Here is a 15,371-nt window from a genome sequence, read left to right on the forward strand (position 1 = left end):
ATAAGTGTTTAATTAATTTCTAAATTTTTCTAATAATTCATTCAATTGAATGCGCTCTTCTTCAGTTAATTTTTGAGAATAAGAGTCTTCATGCATTTTAACTTTAGGTTCTAACTCAGCTAGAATAGCCAAACCTTTTTCAGTAATAGTAACTTCAATTTTTCTACGATTATCAGGACAAACTTCACGAGTTACTAATTCTTTCAACAAGAGTTTATCTACTAAACGAGTGGTATTACTCGTTTTAGCTAACATACGCTCTTGAATCACAAACATATTAGTAGGATTTCCTTTTTGCCCTCTTAAAATACGCAATACATTGAATTGTTCAGAAGAAATATCAAAGGGTTTTAAAATTTCATTAAAATTTTCTGCAATTATGTTTTGGGTATACATAATGTTCATGATAATTTTTTTAGAATTATCCATAGGTACAGTTGATTTTAAGATCTCTTCGATTTTCATATTTGTCTCTACGTAATTTGTAGGTACAAATGTAGTGTATTTTTTATTTGTATATACAAATTTATGTTATTTTTTTGTTAAAATAAAAAATGAACAATTATTATTTCCAATTCAATTGCAGGGCAAAACAGCTTTTATCTTCTTTGGAAATACTAAAAACAGTAGTGTTTTGTTCGCTATTTTCGTGAATAACCACTTCGTCTTTTAACGATAGTTCCTTCATAAAATTCATTTCAAAACTTTCAATTTCTTGGTTCAGAATTTTGGTTTCATCGACTAGATCCAAACACCATTCTAAATACTTGACATTATTGGCGTGATTGACAATATCCAAATCGGATAAGCGAACCGTCTTTTCAAACACCATTTCTTTATCGTGGTTGAGGCTGATTTTAGAAAAAGTTTCTTTTGTGGCTTTGTTGTTAGGAAACAATTCAAAATGTTCGTAAGGCAAAGCCAAGGCTTCGGGACGACGAATTTCCGTATTAAAAACCGCCCAGAATGTTTCAGAACCTACAATCTTTTTCCCATTAACATACATTTCTAAAGCACGAACGGAACGGGAATTTTCTAATGAATTAATCCAAGTTTTAACAGTAACTACATCACGCCATTGAGGTAATTTACTAACTTCCACACGCATTCGGCTCAATACCCAAGCTTGGTTGTACTCCTGCATATCAGTAAAACTAATGCCACCTACTTCAGAATGTGCCGCAGCGGTCATTTGCAATATATTACACAATTCGGTGTATTTTAAATAGCCATTGGGTGCACATTGGGTAAAATTGATTTCCCATTCTTTGCTTAAAATAGAAGTGAAATTAGGAGAAATTGGCATATAAATAATTAAGGTTGATGTGTTGTAAATTGATTGATGTAGTCTATAATTTCTTTTCTATCACATAAATAATCAAACCACTTCGTATTTTCGGTTCTTTTAAACCAAGTTATTTGTCGTTTAGAAAAACGGCGAGTGTTCTTTTTGATTTCTTCAATGGCGAATTCTAAACTATCGTCACCATCAAAATAACGGAATAATTCGCGATAGCCCACGGTTTGTAATGCGTTTAATTCTTTGTGCGGATATAATTCTTTGGCTTCCGCCAAAAGACCTTCGTTGAGCATGATGTCCACTCGCAGATTGATGCGGTCGTACATCACGCTGCGTTCAGCTTCCAAACCAATGATGACAGGAGTAAAATCACGATTGTTTTTATTCTGATTTAAAAAAGAAGAGTAGGGTTGTCCTGTTCCAATACAAACTTCTACAAATCGCATCATACGTTGCGGGTTTTGAAGTGTTTGCGGATTTTCCATACTTATTTTTTGATAATAGGTTAAATCCAAAAGCGCTAATTGATCTTGTAAATACGAAATTCCATGTTGCTCATAATCTGCATTTACTTTTTCACGAACTGAAGCTTCAATATCTGGAAAGGAATCAAAACCTTTTAAAACAGCGTTTACATACAAGCCAGAACCTCCTACTAAAATGACATATTCATTGGTTTGGTACAATTCGTTAAGTTTTGCAATGGCTTTTTTTTCAAAATCGCCAACGGTATAGTTCTCAAAAATGGATTTATTTTGAATGAAGTGATGTGGAGCTCCAGCCAATTCCTCTTGACTTGGAACGGCAGTTCCAATGCGCATTTCTTTGAAAAATTGTCGACTGTCACACGAAATAATCTCACATTGAAAATGTTGAGCCAAAGCAATGCTTAAGGAAGTTTTTCCTATTGCTGTTGGACCAATGATTGTTATGAGGTATTTCATATATTGTGAATTCTAAACATAGTTTTAAGGCTTGAAGACTTAAAATTAAAACGAAATTGTTTTTAGTGTTTTACTTCTTCTAATTTGTCCTTGGATAATTGTTTTTGCATCGCGGTTGTGTTGCATCGGAATCAATATATTTTTAAGTATGTCGATATGGGTCACTTGGTAATTCAAATCATAAAAAGCATAGCCTTTGTAAATTCCGTTTTCTATCAAAACTGCTGAGCGCTCATTAACATTGCGACCACGATCTATCAAAATTTTATTTTGATTTTCAAAACTATTTTCGGCGATGAATTTTTGTACTCGGTTGTTGTATTCTTCCAGGGTAACTTTTCCAATACAAGCGCCGTCGCATTCTTTAATTTTATATTGAAAGCAGTCTGAATTGGTTTGATATAAACCAGTTAGTTTTTGACACAATCGATACTTTTCTGTAATGCGGAAAAGCGCATTTTTGCCTTCTTGGAGTGTTGTAAAAGAAGTGATTTCTTTTTTGCGACCATCAGCTTTTTGAAGTCGTAAATTCAAATAACTGTTTGTATCTTTTTCTGCATACAAAGCCCATTCAAAGATACTTTTGCGTTGCGCTCGATTGAAAATAGGCTTGTTGATTTTAATTTCCTCACTTTCTTTCAAAAGGGCAATCAATTCGCTACCTGTTTCTTCATAAGTAACCGTAAATACCTCTTTTTGAATCTTTTTGGATTTGGTTGAAGTACCTGTAAAATGTTGATTAATTCGTTTTTTTATGTTTCGGCTTTTGCCAATATAAATCAAATCCCCTTTTTCGTTATGAATGTAATATACTCCAGTTTTATTGGGTAAATCATTAATAATATCTAATAATTTCGGCGAAATCCCTTTTTGGATTTCTTGCTTGATATGGTCATTCAAAATTTGCTTTTCTATATCTTTTTCTAAAAGCATTTTGAATAATTTGGTAGTCGCGATAGCATCGCCACTAGCTCGGTGTCGGTCAGACATCGGAATTCCTAAAGCGCGAACTAATTTTCCTAAACTATATGACGGTTGTTCAGGAATTAATTTTTTAGACAATTCTACTGTACACAAGGTTTTGGATTCAAAATCATAGCCTAAACGCTTAAATTCTGTTCGTAGTATTCGGTAGTCAAATGACGCATTGTGCGCTACAATTACACAATCCGAAGTGATTTCGATTATGCGTTTGGCGACTTCAAAAAACTTGGGTGCTGAGCGCAACATAGCATTATTAATCCCTGTCAATTTAACCACAAAGGGTTGAATAGGAATTTCGGGATTGACTAAACTGATAAACTGATCTACCACTTCGTGACCATCAAATTTGTAAATGGCGATTTCGGTAATTCCTTCTTCGTTGAATTGACCTCCAGTGGTTTCTATGTCGAGAATTGCGTACAAATTGGTGTTTAGATTTAGTATTTTGTCATTGCGAGGTACAAAGCAATCTCCTCTAAAATTAGTATTTATCGTCCTCCAAAGATACTACTTCCAATTCGAACCATCGTACTCCCATATTCAATAGCAAGAGTGTAATCGCCTGACATTCCCATTGATAGTATGTTTAGTTGACAGTTTTTAGAATTTAGAGTTGAATAGTGATCAAAAATCGTTTTCAAACGGCTGAACTCTTTTTTCACTTGAATTTGATTATTGGTAAAGGTTGCCATTCCCATTAAACCGACGATTCGAATGTGGTTTAATTCATTTTTGTCATGCTGAACTTGTTTCAGTACCTCACTTAATTCCTCTTCGTCTAAGCCAAATTTGGATTCTTCTTCAGCTATATACACTTGTAATAAACAATCAATAACTCGGTTGTTTTTTTGTGCCTGTTTGTTGATTTCTTGTAGTAATTTCAAACTGTCCACTCCATGAATCAAACTCACATAAGGTGCCATATACTTGACTTTGTTAGTTTGAACGTGTCCAATCATATGCCATTGAATGTCTTTAGGCATCGCCTCCCATTTATCGGTCATTTCTTGGATTTTGTTTTCACCAAAAATACGTTGACCCGCCTCATACGCTTCCATTAAATCGGAAACAGGTTTGGTTTTAGAAACCGCTACAAGAGTTACATTCTTAGGAATTGAAGCTTGAATAGAACGTAAATTATTTTGAATTGACATGGGGAGCCTTTAGTTTAAATAAATTGAGCAGCTACTTTTTCTGCTTTTTTGCTTTCTGCGTAATTGTAAAAACCTTCTCCCGATTTTACTCCTAATTTTCCTGCGCGAACCATATTGACCAATAATGGGCATGGTGCATATTTTGGATTTTTAAAACCGTCATACATCACATTTAGAATAGATAGACAAACGTCTAGTCCAATAAAATCAGCTAATTGTAGCGGCCCCATCGGGTGTGCCATCCCTAATTTCATTACGGTGTCAATCTCATAAACACCTGCAACTTTATTGTACAAAGTTTCTATGGCCTCATTTATCATAGGCATCAAAATTCGATTGGCTACAAATCCTGGATAATCATTTACTTCAACGGGCGTTTTTCCTAGTTTTTCCGAAAGCTGCATGATAATTTGAGTCACTTCGTCACTGGTATTGTAACCTCTAATAACTTCGACTAATTGCATAATCGGCACAGGATTCATAAAGTGCATTCCAATAACACGTTCCGGATGCGCTACAACAGCTCCAATTTGAGTAATTGAAATAGACGAGGTATTGGTTGCCAATATTGTATTATGGGTACAAGCCTCATTCAATTGCTTGAAAATAGCTAGTTTTAAATCCACATTTTCGGTAGCAGCTTCGATAACTAAATCAACGCCAACCACACCATCTTTTATGTCGGTATAGGTAATGATATTCGTGATAGTTTTAGCTACATCTTCTTGGTTGATAGTTCCTTTAGCTAACATTCTATCCAAATTATTAGAAATGGTAGCCATACCTTTGTCTAATGCCTTTTCAGAAACATCAATTAATTTTACAGTAAAACCTTTTTGAGCAAATGTATGAGCAATTCCGTTACCCATTGTTCCGGCTCCAATTACAGCGATTGTTTTCATTTTGTATTGTATTATTTTTCCATTGATTCAATAATCTGATACGCTACACGTAAGGCATTGGTAGCTTGCTCCAAAGTCACAACAGGAGTTGTATCATTTATAATAGCATCAGCAAAAGATTCTAATTCGTCAAGGATGGCGTTGTTTTGTTGAACATCAGGATTAGAAAAATAGATTTGTTTTTTTATTCCTTCTGCATTTTGTAAAATCATATCAAAGTCACCTGGAACTTCAGGAGCATCTTTCATTTTAACGACTTCACATTTTTTTTCAAGGAAATCTACAGAGATATACGCATCCTTTTGGAAGAAACGTGTTTTACGCATATTCTTCATCGAAATTCGGCTTGAGGTCAAATTGGCTACGCAACCATTTTCAAATTCAATACGGGCGTTGGCAATATCCGGTGTTTCGCTAATAACTGAAACACCGCTAGCATTAATATTTTTAACTTTTGAATTGACTACACTCAAGATAGCGTCAATATCGTGAATCATTAAATCTAAAACTACAGGAACGTCAGTACCTCTTGGATTGAATTCGGCCAAACGATGAGTTTCAATAAACATCGGATTTTCGATCATGTTTTTAGTAGCAATAAAAGCGGGATTGAATCGTTCTACATGACCTACTTGACCTTTGACTTTGTATTCGTTAGCTAAAGCTATAATTTCTTCTGCCTCTTCAACAGTGGTTGCAATTGGTTTTTCAATAAATACATGCTTTCCAGATTTGATAGAAACTTTGGCACATTTATAATGAGAAAGTGTAGGAGTTACAATATCAATAACATCCACAGCATGAATTAATTTAGCAATAGTGTCAAATTGTTTGTAACCAAATTCTGCAGCAATTTTAGCTCCGTTTTCTTGATTTTCATCGTAGAATCCAACTAACTCGTATTTCTCAGACTGTTGTAATAAACGTAAATGTATTTTACCTAAGTGACCTGCACCTAATACTCCAATTTTCAGCATAATTATGTAGTTTGCACAAAAATAGGAATAAATTGCTTAAATAGTGAGGACATAAAGACAATTATTTGAATGATTTCTATTTGAAAAATGGCATTTAAAATTCAAAATTCTTTGTTACTTTTACCAAAATAAAAACCCAAATTTTGAAAGATACTGCCAAACATCAAGGACTTCGTAATCAATTAGTAAGCATTTTAGAACAAAAAGAGATTACAGATAAAAATGTGCTTGAGGCAATTAAAAAAGTGCCTAGACATCTATTTCTAAACTCTAGTTTTGAAGACTATGCCTATCAAGATAAAGCTTTTCCAATTGGTGCTGGTCAGACGATCTCTCAACCTTATACAGTTGCATTTCAATCCCAATTATTAGAAGTCCAAAAAGGACAAAAAATATTAGAAATTGGTACAGGATCAGGATATCAAACGGCTGTTTTATGTACTATGGGAGCTAAAGTGTACACTATAGAACGCCAAATTGAATTGTTTAAAAAGACATCAGTTTTACTACCAAAATTAGGAATTCGTCCCAAATACTTTTCGTCTGGTGATGGATACAAAGGATTGGAAATTCACGCACCCTTTGACAGCATAATTGTTACTGCTGGCGCTCCAATAATTCCTAAACCTTTGATGGCTCAATTAAAAATAGGTGGGCGTTTAGTTATTCCATTGGGAGAAGAGGTACAAATTATGACCATGCTCATTCGTAAAAATGAGACTCAATTTGAAAAACATGAATTTGGAGAATTTCGATTCGTTCCTTTGTTAGAAGATACTAACTAAATAAAAAACCCGCTATTTGCGGGTTTTTTATTGACCGATAATCGCTAAATAGCGCTCCAAACTCTCTTTTTCTATTTGAGCTACAAACAAGATAAAATCTTCTTTGTTATTTTGAGTTTGAGCAGTTTCTAAGGCTTTATAATAGCTCATTCTACTGTCATAATCTCCTTTTATATTAGCAATTACATAGCCATGTTGCAATAAAATCAAGTTCATTACTAAACGAGATGTTCTGCCATTTCCATCAATGAAGGGATGTATAGTAACCAAACGCTCATGCATTTCAGCAGCAAGAACTACAGGATGTAATTTATTTTTATTGGTTTCATACCAAATAAAATAATCTTCCATTTCCTTCGCTACTAAAAAAGGTTGAGGAGGCGTATGTCCACTTCCTTTAATCATTACTTGTACTTTTCTATATCTTCCTGCATCTTCAGGATGAATCCCTCTCAAAATAAGATTATGAATAGATAAAACTTCTCTTTCAATCAAAGAAGTGTTTTTCTTCATTAACTCTTTTATAAAAGCTATTGCTTCCTGATGGTTGATAGCCTCTAAATGCTCTCGCATACTTTTTCCTGAAATTGTCAAACCTTCATTAATAACTAAATCAGTTTCACGAAGGGTCATGGTGTTGCCTTCAATTCTATTGCTTTCAAAGGTGTATTCCAATTCTAAAGTCTGTGAAATTCTATAACTATCAAATTGACGAAAACTGTCTAATTTTGCTTTTAAAACATCAATTTGAGTTAAAAGTGTTGTTAAAGATTTTGAAAGTGTATTAGTGTTGTTTTTTGCAACATATCGTATTTCTTCTTCGGCAACCTGTAAAGCTTTTAGAGCGAATTCATCTTGACCAATTTCGTATAATATTTTTTCTTTTAACCACGCCACCATTAGTGTTTCGTAGTCAATCTCCAATAGGGAAGCAAGTTTAACTACTTGATCTTTTGTTGGTTTTCTTGTACCTGATTCGAACTTACTAATCAAAGCTTGGTCAATTCCCAATAAATGTGCTAGTTCTCTTGTTTTGAGCCCTTTTTTTTCTCTAGCGTTTTTGATTAGTGATTTCATCTTATTTAAATGTTTTTATTTGTCAAGACAAATTTAGTCATAATTTTTTGTAAAAAAAACTTTTCTATCAAAAAGCTTTCTTAATTCTGTCCAAATCTCTTTTCGTATCTTGTTCTTTCAAGGATTCTCGTTTATCATATGTTTTTTTTCCACGGCAAAGACCAATTTCAAGTTTTGCCATTCCTTTTTCATTGGTAAACATTTTTAAGGGAACAATTGTAAGTCCTTTTGCTTGCACACTTCTTGCTAATCCTTTCAATTCCCTCTTGTTTAACAATAGTTTACGCTCGCTTCTAGATTTGTGATTGAATTGATTACCAAAAGCGTATTCTTCAATATAAGTATTGATGGCAAAAAGTTCGTTATTGCTAAATTCACAAAAGCTCTCGGTGATATTTGCTTTTCCTAAACGAATGGATTTGATTTCGGTACCGGCTAATACAATTCCAGCAGTGTAGGTTTCGATTATTTCATAATCAAAACGAGCTCTCTTATTAAGTATGTTAACTGTTTTTTGCATAGCAAGGCAAAAGTAGTACAAAAAAGAAAAAATGTAAAGGCAAAAGAACTTTATTATTTTAAATGTAAGAGTTGTGATAGTATTTGATTTTCAATTAAAGTAACAATGTATAAGTTGCCAAATTGATTTTCCGCTATATCGCCGTACTTGTTTTCTTTAATTATTTGGTTTACCATTTTAGGTATAGTATTACTGTGACCAACAATTAAAATTGTTTTACCCATAGTCTCCTTTTTAAATGTTTCTATGTCTACTAATTGGGGATTGTATATTTTAAGTAGTTTACCATTTTCTGATACAATTGGATTAATTGTTTGCATTGTTCTTTTAAAATCAGTCGAATAGACAGCATCAAAATTAATTTCTGAAAATAATGCTTTCCATTCTTGCGCTCTTTCTAAACCTTTTTCAGATAAATCTGGATTTTTAGAACTATCCGCTTTTTCAGCATGTCTAATGAAGTAATATTGGGTTGTTTTATTTTGGCCAAAATGAATTTGGAAACCAAAAAGGAATAAGAATACAAGTAGCTTTTTCATTATAAACTATTTTATAAATTAATCTTCGAATATATATCTTTGCCAAATGGAAAACAAATCTTCAAAAGATCCGCTTCACGGAATAACACTTCAACATATAGTAGAACAATTAGTTCAATACTATGGATTTGATACTCTAGGCGAATTAATCAAAATTAAGTGTTTTAATGAAAATCCAAGTGTGAAATCAAGTTTAACTTTTTTACGAAAAACGGACTGGGCTCGAAAAAAAGTAGAAGAGCTATATATCAAAACACTTCCAAAAATTAATATTTCTCAAAATTTTTCTTAAGTAGTGAGTAAAAAACGCTGTCAAAAAAAATTCCATCAAAAAATTGATACTCTTTAAAATAGGCTTCTTTTTCAAAATTGGTCTTTAATAATACCTTTTCTGAAGCAATATTCTCTGGATCAATCACTGCTTCGATTGAGTTTAGTCCCATTTCTTCAAACCCAAATTTCACAACTCGTTGCAAAGCTTCTGAAATGATGCCTTTTCCATGATGTTCCGTTGCTAAAAGATAACCAACTTCTGCTCTATAGTTTTCTGGTTTCATTCGGTAATAACCGATCATTCCAATTACTTTATCGTTTTCTTTGGTTGTAATTGCCCAATTGATTACTGTATTTGAATCAATAGTTGTATCCATTGTTATTATGAATTCAAGTGCTTCCTCTTGGTTAGTAATTAAAGGTCTCGGAATGAACTTCATGATTTCCGGATTCGAACGCAACGCAAGTACTTCATTAACATCGGTAGAAGTAAGACGTCTTAAATTCAAACGATGAGTTTCGAGGTTTGGAAATGGTGTAAAGTTGAATTCCAACATAGTAGTGGTTAAAGGATTTCTATACTAAATTTTGCTTGAAAATTTGCGTTTGCTTCTAAAACAATAACGCCTTCTTTTTCAAAAAGATTGCCATTGCTTTTGGTGGTATCAGAGTAACCAAACCAAGGTTCTATGCAAATAAATGGCGCCCCTACTTTTGTCCAAATACCTAAGCTAGGGAAGTCTTGAAAATGAACTTTTAAAATAGGTTTATCCTCTTCAATAATAGTGAGTGAATTAGATTGTAATTTTTTAAAAATTAAAGCATCTCTTTTAAACAATTCATAGGTTAAAGGAACTCTATTAGTGTTGGTATGTATTTTTTCGGTTTGTTGTGAAACCAAATCATTTTCAAGTAAAGTATATTCTAAAGGTTCTACTTTTTCAAAATCAAGGCTGTAATCTTCAAAATTGCTTGGTAATGCAAATGCAGGATGTGCTCCAATTGAAAATGGAATCTCAGAATTATCCTTATTAACAACTTTGTAATCAATCTCTACAGTAGTATTGATTAGCTTATATTGAATTTGCAATTCAAACTCGAATGGATAATTTAGCAAGGTTGCTGAATTGGATTGGATCGAAAAAGTGGCGCTGTCCTCTGTTTTTTCGATTAATTCAAATTCCATATCTCTTGCAAATCCATGTCTTGTAAGTGTATATTTTGTATCGTTATGATAAAACGTATTGTTTTTCAATGTGCCAACAATTGGAAATAAAACAGGAGAGTGTTTACCCCAAAAATCAGGATTTCCTTCCCACATGAATTCTCTATTTAATTTATTCTTGATAGAACATAATTCAGCTCCTAAGGTTTTGATTGCGACACTTATTTGCGAGTTTGATAAGGTTATAACGGACATTAAATTAATTTTTATTGGTAAATATAGAATGATAAATTAAAATTCAAGAGTTCTATTTTTATTTTTCAAACATAAATAAATTAGTTTGGTTTAAAATCTGCTTTTTTTTCATTTATTTGTGATATAAAATTTAAAAACATGAAAAACATACGTACCAAAGTCATTTTAGGATTGACTTTATTATTTAGTATTTCGACTATTTGGTCTCAAGAGCAAGCACCCGAAGTAAAACAAAAATCAAATTACAATTATCATGATGCTTTTGCTCCTTTTTTCTATTCTAAAAATGGAACAAATACGCGTTCAGCTAGCGGAATGCCTGGTCATGAATATTGGCAAAATAGAGCTGATTACCAAATTACAGCTCGACTAGATGAAATAAAGAATGAGGTTACTGGAACAGATATCATAACCTACACGAATAATAGTCCAGATAAAATGAATTTTGTTTGGATGAATATAGATCAAAATTTATTTCAAGCTGATTCTCGTGGAAATGCTGTTGTGCCTATCTCTGGGAGTCGTAACGGAGCTCAAGGACAAGTTTTTGACGGAGGTCATAAAATAAAGTCAGTTAAAATAGTTTCTACTTTAAAAGGAAAGACAACTGAAGTAGATGCGAAGTACGTGATTTCAGATACTAGAATGCAAGTGTTTCTTCCGCAAGGATTGAATCCAAAAGGAGGAGTAGTAAAAATCAAAATTGATTTTTCTTTTATTGCTCCATTTGAAGGATCAGATCGAATGGGAGTATTGGAAACCAAAAACGGTAAAATTTTCACCATGGCACAATGGTATCCAAGAATGTGTGTGTATGATGATGTAAGAGGTTGGAACACCAATCCGTATTTGGGAGCGTCAGAGTTTTATTTGGAATACGGAGATTTTGACGTAAAAATTACAACGCCATCGAATCATGTTGTTGTGTGTTCAGGAGAATTGTTAAATCCTACTGAAGTGTACTCTTCAGAGGAACAAAAACGTTTGGCCCAAGCTAAATTGAGCGATAAAACAGTTTTGATCAGAACCGCCGCAGAGGTAAATAATTTACCCAAAACAACTACTTCAACCAAAACTTGGCATTTTAAAATTAAGAATGCTAGAGACGTGTCTTGGGCTTCTTCAGCAGCCTTTATTTTAGATGGTGCTAAAATCAATTTGCCTAGTGGGAAAAAAGCGCTAGCATTATCTGTTTATCCAGTGGAAAGTGATGGAAATGAAGCTTGGGGAAGATCAACAGAATATACTAAAACTTCAATTGAAAATTATTCAAAACGTTGGATGGAATATCCTTATCCTGTTGCAGTTAATGTTGCAGGTAACGAAGGCGGAATGGAATATCCTGGAATTGTATTTTGTAGTTGGGAGTCTAAAGGAGCAGGTTTGTGGGGAGTAACGGACCATGAATTTGGACACATTTGGTTTCCTATGATTGTTGGGTCTAACGAACGATTATTTGCATGGATGGATGAAGGTTTTAATACTTTTATTAATTCATTAAGTTCAGTTGATTTCAACTATGGAGAGTACAAAGAAGAAAAAGCTGATTTACACCAAGATGCAGAGTTATATACGAATGTAGCATTAGAAACAATCATGAGTTCTCCTGATAATATGAAAGAGGCTAATATTGGTACTTTGTGTTATTCTAAACCAAGTGTTGGTTTAGTAATATTAAGAGAGCAAGTACTAGGACCAGAGCGATTTGATTTAGCCTTACGCACCTATGTTGAGCGCTGGGCATATAAACACCCAACACCTGATGATTTCTTTAGAACTATTGAAAACGTAGCTGGTGAGGATTTGAGTTGGTTCTGGAGAGGTTGGTTCCAATACAATTGGCGTTTAGACCAAGGAATTAATTCTATTAAATACATTAAAAATGATCCCGCTAAAGGAATTATAATTAATATTGAGAATTTTGAAAAAATGGCAATGCCAATCGTTTTAGATGTAAAAACTAAGAGTGGTAAAGTAACGCGTGTTAAATTACCTGTTGAAATTTGGCAAAGAAATATAGAATGGTCATTCAAACATAATTCTACCGAACCAATCGAAAGTATCACTCTAGATCCAGATCATGTATTTCCAGATGTAAATGAAGCTAATAATGTTTGGACTGCTGAAAAAGGAAAAGTAGAGGAAGATCTAATTTTAGATGGTTACCTTGGAGTTTATACCAATCCGCAAGCACCAATTAAATTTACACTTGCTGAAAAAAATGGTGCGTTAAATGTAGAGATTACGGGTTATCCAAAGTTTAATTTAACACCAACCGGTAAAAATAAATTTGAATCTAAACGTGCCGGAATGGAATTACAATTCAATGATGCCAAATCTGGTTTTGAAATGATTTTGGCCGATGGTAGAAAAATACCATTTACAAAACAATAAATAGATTTAGTTCTATAAAAAAAACGACTGAGTAATCAGTCGTTTTTTTTATGTTATAAAGTTTGGTTTTTATGCTGGAATTTGTTGGCTCAAACAATGTAACGTTCCAAATCCCCATATAAAGTCAGTAGCACTGATTCCAATTATTTCTCTATCAGGAAAACAATCTGCTAAGATATTTAATGCAATTCGATCTTTACTATCATTGAAAGTGGGAACTAAAACACAATGATTTAAAATTAAGAAATTAGCATAACTAGCAGGCAAACGCAAATCTTCAAAATCCAAACGTTTTGGCATCGGCAAGCAAACAATTTTTGGAGATTGTCCGTTTTCCAATTTAGCATTTTGCAAACGCTTTAGATTGTCTTGAAGCGGTTGGTAATTCGCATCGGTTTTATCTTCCTCAACAATAGTTACAATGGTGTCTTCGTTAACAAAACGACATAAATCATCGATATGCCCATGGGTATCGTCTCCTTCGATTCCATCACCCACCCAAATCACATTAGTAACACCTAAATATTCTTTAAAAACCGCTTCGTAATCCGCCTTGGTAAAATGAGCATTGCGCACTTGAATCGACGGATGCATCAAACATTCTTCTGAAGTTAATAAAGTTCCTTTTCCATTCACATCGATAGCGCCACCTTCAACAATAACAGGTTTTCCGTTGAAAGTTACCTGAGTTAAAGGCAACTTCAAGAAATCAGCTACTTTGTTCGGAACGTGTTTGTCTAATTGGAAATTGGAATATTTTGCCCAACCATTAAAGTTGAAATTCAAGGCTTCTCTTTGAGAACCATTTTTCACAATGATAGGACCCGAATCGCGCATCCAAGAACGATTCGTTTTATGAATGATATAGGAAATATTAGTAAGCTGAACGTGAGCTCTCTCTAGCATTTCAGCTACTTTAGTTTTCAATTTTTCATCAGCCACTACCAAGAATACTTTTTCAACAGCAGCTACTTTTTTAATGAATTCGACAAAAGCCCATTGAACGGCTTCGTATTTGCCAGGCCAATCGTTTCCATTATGCGGAAAACATAGTAAAATACCTTCTTGTTTTTCCCATTCGGCAGGGAAACGTCTGTTTGGAGTACTCATTATTAGTCTATTGCTCTTTTTGTGATATCTCCAAAAGCATCAATACGGCGATCTCTAAAGAACGGCCAGTTTTGACGTACATTTTCTTGCAAATCTAAATCGACTTCTGCAATCAAGATTTCTTCTTTGTCGTGGGAGGCTTGCGCCAAAATTTCGCCTTGTGGTCCAGCAATGAAAGACGAACCCCAAAACTCAATTCCAGAGGTATTTGGTAAATATTTTTCTAAACCAATACGGTTAGCAGCGGCAACATAAACGCCGTTCGCAACCGCGTGACCTTTCATTACATTCATCCAAGCGCCGTGTTGATTGACTCCGTATTCTTCTTTTTCTAAAGGATGCCAACCTATAGCAGTTGGGTAAAATAAAACCTCAGCACCTTGCAAAGCCGTCAAACGCGCTCCTTCAGGATACCATTGGTCCCAACAAATCAGCGTTCCAATTTTTCCTTTATTGGTAGGGAATGCTTTAAAGCCTATATCACCTGGTGTGAAATAGAATTTTTCATAGAAATGGGGGTCGTCTGGAATGTGCATTTTGCGGTACAAACCAGCTTCTGAACCATCCGTGTCAATGATGTAAGCACTGTTGTGGTAAATTCCTGCCATTCTTTTTTCGAAGAAAGGAACAATAATCACAACGCCTAATTCTTTGGCTAATGCACTAAAAGCAATAAAAGAAGTACTATACAATGGTTCTGCTAACGCAAAATTATCGACATCTTCACTTTGACAAAAATAATGACTGCTGTACAATTCGGGTAGCGAAATTACTTCGGCACCCTGACTAGCTGCATCACGAACCCAACTCAAACATTTCTTTAAGTTGTTTTCGGCAATATCATTCAGATTCAATTGAATAACTGCGATTTTGTATTTTTTATTTGGCATAGCTAAAAAAATTAGACCGCAAAAATAGTTATTTTTATAAAGAGTACACGAAAAGGAATTCAGAAAAATTAAAGAGTTTCTTTTCTTTACTGAACTATTAAC

Annotated in this window: 17 protein-coding genes; 3 read left to right on the forward strand and 14 right to left on the reverse strand. The window is 33.8% G+C overall.

Annotation, left to right across the window (positions count from 1 at the left end):
- Window positions 1-12: 12 nt before the first annotated feature.
- From LPC23_RS06770 to LPC23_RS06800, 7 genes are all read right to left on the reverse strand, one after another.
- Window positions 13-465: a MarR family winged helix-turn-helix transcriptional regulator gene (locus tag LPC23_RS06770; RefSeq protein WP_229329057.1), complete on the reverse strand. Its 453-nt coding sequence runs from the start codon at window positions 463-465 to the stop codon at window positions 13-15.
- Between the two features lie 100 nt (window positions 466-565).
- The gene (locus LPC23_RS06775) at window positions 566-1,306 is read right to left on the reverse strand and encodes an acyl-[acyl-carrier-protein] thioesterase (protein ID WP_229329058.1); all 741 of its coding nucleotides are present in this window, start codon (window positions 1,304-1,306) and stop codon (window positions 566-568) included.
- An 8-nt stretch (window positions 1,307-1,314) separates the two neighbouring features.
- Window positions 1,315-2,244: a tRNA (adenosine(37)-N6)-dimethylallyltransferase MiaA gene (gene miaA, locus LPC23_RS06780; RefSeq protein ID WP_229329059.1), complete on the reverse strand. Its 930-nt coding sequence runs from the start codon at window positions 2,242-2,244 to the stop codon at window positions 1,315-1,317.
- 45 nt (window positions 2,245-2,289) lie between these two features.
- Window positions 2,290-3,651, reverse strand: coding sequence for an exonuclease domain-containing protein (locus tag LPC23_RS06785; RefSeq protein ID WP_229329060.1), 1,362 nt, complete (start codon window positions 3,649-3,651; stop codon window positions 2,290-2,292).
- A gap of 65 nt (window positions 3,652-3,716) precedes the next feature.
- Window positions 3,717-4,382 carry a YggS family pyridoxal phosphate-dependent enzyme gene (locus LPC23_RS06790; protein ID WP_229329061.1) on the reverse strand — a complete coding sequence of 222 codons (666 nt, stop codon included), beginning with the start codon at window positions 4,380-4,382 and terminating at the stop codon, window positions 3,717-3,719.
- 14 nt (window positions 4,383-4,396) lie between these two features.
- The gene (locus LPC23_RS06795; protein WP_229329062.1) at window positions 4,397-5,284 is read right to left on the reverse strand and encodes a 3-hydroxyacyl-CoA dehydrogenase family protein; all 888 of its coding nucleotides are present in this window, start codon (window positions 5,282-5,284) and stop codon (window positions 4,397-4,399) included.
- Window positions 5,285-5,295: 11 nt separating this feature from the next.
- On the reverse strand, window positions 5,296-6,261 hold the full coding sequence (locus LPC23_RS06800) for a Gfo/Idh/MocA family protein (protein WP_229323910.1): 966 nt from the start codon (window positions 6,259-6,261) through the stop codon (window positions 5,296-5,298).
- 143 nt (window positions 6,262-6,404) lie between these two features.
- Between LPC23_RS06800 and LPC23_RS06805 the strand changes: the two genes are divergently transcribed.
- The gene (locus LPC23_RS06805; RefSeq protein WP_229323912.1) at window positions 6,405-7,046 is read left to right on the forward strand and encodes a protein-L-isoaspartate(D-aspartate) O-methyltransferase; all 642 of its coding nucleotides are present in this window, start codon (window positions 6,405-6,407) and stop codon (window positions 7,044-7,046) included.
- 27 nt (window positions 7,047-7,073) lie between these two features.
- On the opposite strand, the gene LPC23_RS06810 is transcribed toward LPC23_RS06805, so the two are convergent.
- The 3 genes from LPC23_RS06810 to LPC23_RS06820 all read right to left on the reverse strand — a co-directional run bounded on the left by LPC23_RS06810 (window position 7,074) and on the right by LPC23_RS06820 (window position 9,182).
- The gene (locus LPC23_RS06810) at window positions 7,074-8,123 is read right to left on the reverse strand and encodes a Fic family protein (protein ID WP_229329063.1); all 1,050 of its coding nucleotides are present in this window, start codon (window positions 8,121-8,123) and stop codon (window positions 7,074-7,076) included.
- A 67-nt stretch (window positions 8,124-8,190) separates the two neighbouring features.
- Entirely contained in the window at window positions 8,191-8,643 is a 453-nt protein-coding gene (gene smpB / locus LPC23_RS06815) for an SsrA-binding protein SmpB (RefSeq protein WP_229323916.1), read from the reverse strand.
- Window positions 8,644-8,696: 53 nt separating this feature from the next.
- Entirely contained in the window at window positions 8,697-9,182 is a 486-nt protein-coding gene (locus LPC23_RS06820) for a phosphoglycerate mutase family protein (RefSeq protein WP_229329064.1), read from the reverse strand.
- A gap of 46 nt (window positions 9,183-9,228) precedes the next feature.
- On the opposite strand from LPC23_RS06820, the gene LPC23_RS06825 reads away from it, so the two are divergent.
- Complete coding sequence (locus LPC23_RS06825; RefSeq protein ID WP_229329065.1) at window positions 9,229-9,474, forward strand: VF530 family protein; 246 nt, start codon at window positions 9,229-9,231, stop codon at window positions 9,472-9,474.
- Here the strand turns inward: LPC23_RS06825 and LPC23_RS06830 are convergent.
- Both LPC23_RS06830 and LPC23_RS06835 read right to left on the reverse strand, forming a co-directional pair.
- Window positions 9,449-10,012 (reverse strand): GNAT family N-acetyltransferase, encoded by a 564-nt coding sequence (locus LPC23_RS06830; RefSeq protein ID WP_229329067.1) that lies wholly within the window; start codon window positions 10,010-10,012, stop codon window positions 9,449-9,451. The genes LPC23_RS06825 and LPC23_RS06830 overlap by 26 nt on opposite strands.
- 8 nt (window positions 10,013-10,020) lie before the next feature.
- On the reverse strand, window positions 10,021-10,875 hold the full coding sequence (locus LPC23_RS06835; protein ID WP_229329069.1) for an aldose 1-epimerase family protein: 855 nt from the start codon (window positions 10,873-10,875) through the stop codon (window positions 10,021-10,023).
- A 138-nt stretch (window positions 10,876-11,013) separates the two neighbouring features.
- Between LPC23_RS06835 and LPC23_RS06840 the strand changes: the two genes are divergently transcribed.
- Window positions 11,014-13,269: a M1 family metallopeptidase gene (locus tag LPC23_RS06840; RefSeq protein ID WP_229329071.1), complete on the forward strand. Its 2,256-nt coding sequence runs from the start codon at window positions 11,014-11,016 to the stop codon at window positions 13,267-13,269.
- 69 nt (window positions 13,270-13,338) lie between these two features.
- Here the strand turns inward: LPC23_RS06840 and LPC23_RS06845 are convergent, their stop codons facing one another.
- Window positions 13,339-14,379 (reverse strand): agmatine deiminase family protein, encoded by a 1,041-nt coding sequence (locus LPC23_RS06845; protein WP_229329073.1) that lies wholly within the window; start codon window positions 14,377-14,379, stop codon window positions 13,339-13,341.
- A gap of 2 nt (window positions 14,380-14,381) precedes the next feature.
- Window positions 14,382-15,269, reverse strand: coding sequence for a carbon-nitrogen hydrolase (locus LPC23_RS06850; protein WP_229329075.1), 888 nt, complete (start codon window positions 15,267-15,269; stop codon window positions 14,382-14,384).
- Window positions 15,270-15,371: the final 102 nt, after the last annotated feature.

It is taken from the genome of Flavobacterium ammonificans (assembly GCF_020885975.1).
GTDB classification, from domain to species: Bacteria; Bacteroidota; Bacteroidia; order Flavobacteriales; family Flavobacteriaceae; genus Flavobacterium; species Flavobacterium ammonificans.

Excerpts from the sequence above, each read along its gene's own strand:
- LPC23_RS06825 (WP_229329065.1), top strand. The coding sequence starts at position 9,229 with ATGGAAAACAAATCTTCAAAAGATCCGCTTCACGGAATAACACTTCAA.
- LPC23_RS06790 (WP_229329061.1), bottom strand. The coding sequence starts at position 4,382 with ATGTCAATTCAAAATAATTTACGTTCTATTCAAGCTTCAATTCCTAAG.
- LPC23_RS06770 (WP_229329057.1), bottom strand. The coding sequence starts at position 465 with ATGAAAATCGAAGAGATCTTAAAATCAACTGTACCTATGGATAATTCT.
- LPC23_RS06850 (WP_229329075.1), bottom strand. The coding sequence starts at position 15,269 with ATGCCAAATAAAAAATACAAAATCGCAGTTATTCAATTGAATCTGAAT.
- LPC23_RS06820 (WP_229329064.1), bottom strand. The coding sequence starts at position 9,182 with ATGAAAAAGCTACTTGTATTCTTATTCCTTTTTGGTTTCCAAATTCAT.
- LPC23_RS06775 (WP_229329058.1), bottom strand. The coding sequence starts at position 1,306 with ATGCCAATTTCTCCTAATTTCACTTCTATTTTAAGCAAAGAATGGGAA.
- LPC23_RS06810 (WP_229329063.1), bottom strand. The coding sequence starts at position 8,123 with ATGAAATCACTAATCAAAAACGCTAGAGAAAAAAAAGGGCTCAAAACA.
- LPC23_RS06845 (WP_229329073.1), bottom strand. The coding sequence starts at position 14,379 with ATGAGTACTCCAAACAGACGTTTCCCTGCCGAATGGGAAAAACAAGAA.
- miaA (WP_229329059.1), bottom strand. The coding sequence starts at position 2,244 with ATGAAATACCTCATAACAATCATTGGTCCAACAGCAATAGGAAAAACT.
- LPC23_RS06830 (WP_229329067.1), bottom strand. The coding sequence starts at position 10,012 with ATGTTGGAATTCAACTTTACACCATTTCCAAACCTCGAAACTCATCGT.
- LPC23_RS06795 (WP_229329062.1), bottom strand. The coding sequence starts at position 5,284 with ATGAAAACAATCGCTGTAATTGGAGCCGGAACAATGGGTAACGGAATT.
- LPC23_RS06800 (WP_229323910.1), bottom strand. The coding sequence starts at position 6,261 with ATGCTGAAAATTGGAGTATTAGGTGCAGGTCACTTAGGTAAAATACAT.
- LPC23_RS06835 (WP_229329069.1), bottom strand. The coding sequence starts at position 10,875 with ATGTCCGTTATAACCTTATCAAACTCGCAAATAAGTGTCGCAATCAAA.
- LPC23_RS06840 (WP_229329071.1), top strand. The coding sequence starts at position 11,014 with ATGAAAAACATACGTACCAAAGTCATTTTAGGATTGACTTTATTATTT.
- smpB (WP_229323916.1), bottom strand. The coding sequence starts at position 8,643 with ATGCAAAAAACAGTTAACATACTTAATAAGAGAGCTCGTTTTGATTAT.